Origin of the sequence: Pontibacterium sp. (genome assembly GCF_041587635.1) — a bacterium.
GTDB lineage: Bacteria > Pseudomonadota > Gammaproteobacteria > Pseudomonadales > Balneatricaceae > Pontibacterium.
The window spans coordinates 1-2,158 of sequence record NZ_JBFGYC010000633.1; the positions used below are offsets into that span (position 1 = coordinate 1).

At 48.0% G+C, this 2,158-nt stretch carries 3 protein-coding genes; all 3 read right to left on the minus strand.

Going from position 1 to position 2,158, the window contains the following annotated elements; translation table 11 throughout:
* Nucleotides 1–58: 58 nt before the first annotated feature.
* Nucleotides 59–1,225 (minus strand): AAA family ATPase, encoded by a 1,167-nt coding sequence (locus tag ABYW01_RS20070; protein ID WP_372836207.1) that lies wholly within the window; start codon nucleotides 1,223–1,225, stop codon nucleotides 59–61.
* 82 nt (nucleotides 1,226–1,307) lie between these two features.
* On the minus strand, nucleotides 1,308–1,793 hold the full coding sequence (locus ABYW01_RS20075) for a TadE/TadG family type IV pilus assembly protein (protein ID WP_372836209.1): 486 nt from the start codon (nucleotides 1,791–1,793) through the stop codon (nucleotides 1,308–1,310).
* A gap of 4 nt (nucleotides 1,794–1,797) precedes the next feature.
* Nucleotides 1,798–2,158, minus strand: a 361-nt coding sequence (locus tag ABYW01_RS20080) for a hypothetical protein (RefSeq protein ID WP_372836211.1), incomplete at its 5' end; no start/stop codon positions are given.

A 2,158-nucleotide genomic window follows, 5' to 3' on the forward strand; every position in this document is an offset into this window, starting at 1 on the left:
CTTCTTTTGTTTCCTGCCCCCGAAGCAAGTTGAGACGATCGCTTAATAGTGACATGGCTTAGGCTCCCTTCAGTTTCGCGAACAAACGCCCTAACACAGATCCATCTTCAATCTGCTGTGTTCCTTGTACGACCTCACATAAGTCCATAACTGCCTTCGTAATGGGAGCTCGCTTAGCGATATCCAGTAACGGAATACCATCATTCAGACTGTCGGTAACGTTTTTGAAGTCATTAGGAATACACACTAAAGAGCGCTGTTTTAACGCATTTTCCACCTCGGTACGGGTGATCAGGGAATTTTTTTGGTAGCGGTTTACCACTACCTGCAAGTTTTCATCAGGTATTTCAAGATCATCACGTAATACATCCATCAGTCGTGCTGTATCACGCAAGTGAGTAATACTTTGCTGCGTTACAATGATGACCTGATCTGCCATTTCAAGAACAGTTGAGGTGATCAGGTCGATCTGGCGTGGGACATCTATAATGACGTGATGATGGGCACGAGCCATCAACGCAACTAAATGTCTAAGCCGTTCACAAGACACCTCATCATTGAGAATGATGCGCCCCTCCTCTACACCCATAACACGCAATCCACTCGCGTGTTTCACCAGATAACCATCCAACGCAATGGCATCCAGATCATCCACGTTATCTAACGCTTCTTTGATTCCGTGCTTCAGATGCAAATCCAGATAGTAGGAAAGAGAACCAAACTGCAGATCCAAATCTACTAACGCAACGCGCTGCTCATACTCCTGACAAAGCGCATGAGCGACATTAGATGCGATCAGACTCGCGCCTGAACCGCCTTTGGCATTCATCACTACAGTAATCCGTGCATCTTGCTGCGAAGGATTCTCCAATAGCTCCCGATTGAGGTGTTCGACAGAACGCAACACCTCTTCAGGCTCAAACGGTTCGACAAAAAAGTCACGTGCCCCCGCTTGCATGCTGGAACGCATAACTTGCGGATCACTCTCGGCACTGACAATAATCATCGGTGGTCTCTGTGATGGTGGCCGCGCACTTAATGCTTCCAGCTCAACTTCCCAGTTCGAATCCAACCGAAATACCAATAGATCAGGTAATCGATCAAGCCCACCTAACGGATCTATGTGACCATTCACCAGCACTTGTGTTTTGATCTTGGTCTTCGGTAGCGGTGCCAGTATTGTCTGAAGGCTGTCCACCGCAGCGGTGGAACGGCTTGCAATCAATATCTGGCAATCCCTGTGACCTAGATCTATCGGGGCCTGATGCGTGGTATGATTTACCAAGTCATTCATCATGCTCATCTCCCTAAGTACAGCTCGCCGAGCTTCCATCCGGATGTACACCCAGGCTTTCACTTGGAATCGTTGTAGAAAAGTCAGGTACGGGAACAGTTACATTAAAACCAGGTATCAGCAGTTGATGCTGATACCCATTGATACTGGCCCGCACATAACGAATAAGGGTCACGGCAGTGGCTGGATTACTCAGGTCAGCCGGATCACCATCTTCTTCAAAATATTCAATATCCACCATCTCTGTCGTCAGCTCAGACAGATAGTCACCATTAAAACGCGCCTGATTACTGATAAATGTCTGAGAAGCCGCATCAACCGGACAGACTGCAGCAAGGCGGGCACCGCGCCGAGTAATCTCATCCAGCATGTTCATCACGAACATAACCCGGCCAAACTCGATGATGGCGAACAGAACAACAAAGAACACGCCACCAACAACCGCAAACTCAACACTGGTCATGCCTTTCTGTTTTTTAAGGTTTTGGATTCTGATCATCGACTTAGCCTCCCCGCATTGCACGCATAGTGACTGAAGAACTCAACGTCATGCCAAGAGCAATGTCATCGAACAACCCGAAGCCCGGAATTGCCGTAAACACCATCGGTGTATAGTCATATGCAACCGTGACACGCACTTCATCGGCTGTGGGATCATCTACTGTCACATCGTCAGTCGTGAACCCTTCAAGCAAGGGGTCGCCACTTCCAACCGTATTTCCGTAGACCACCAAGTTGGTCGCTTCCGTACCATAAAAACCATTGACATATATGTCGGTGTTACCTGTTTCAGCATGGATAGCTAAGTGACGAACACCATTACGCTGGGCTTTGGTCAAGGTGTTGTAGTCGTACAACAAACGC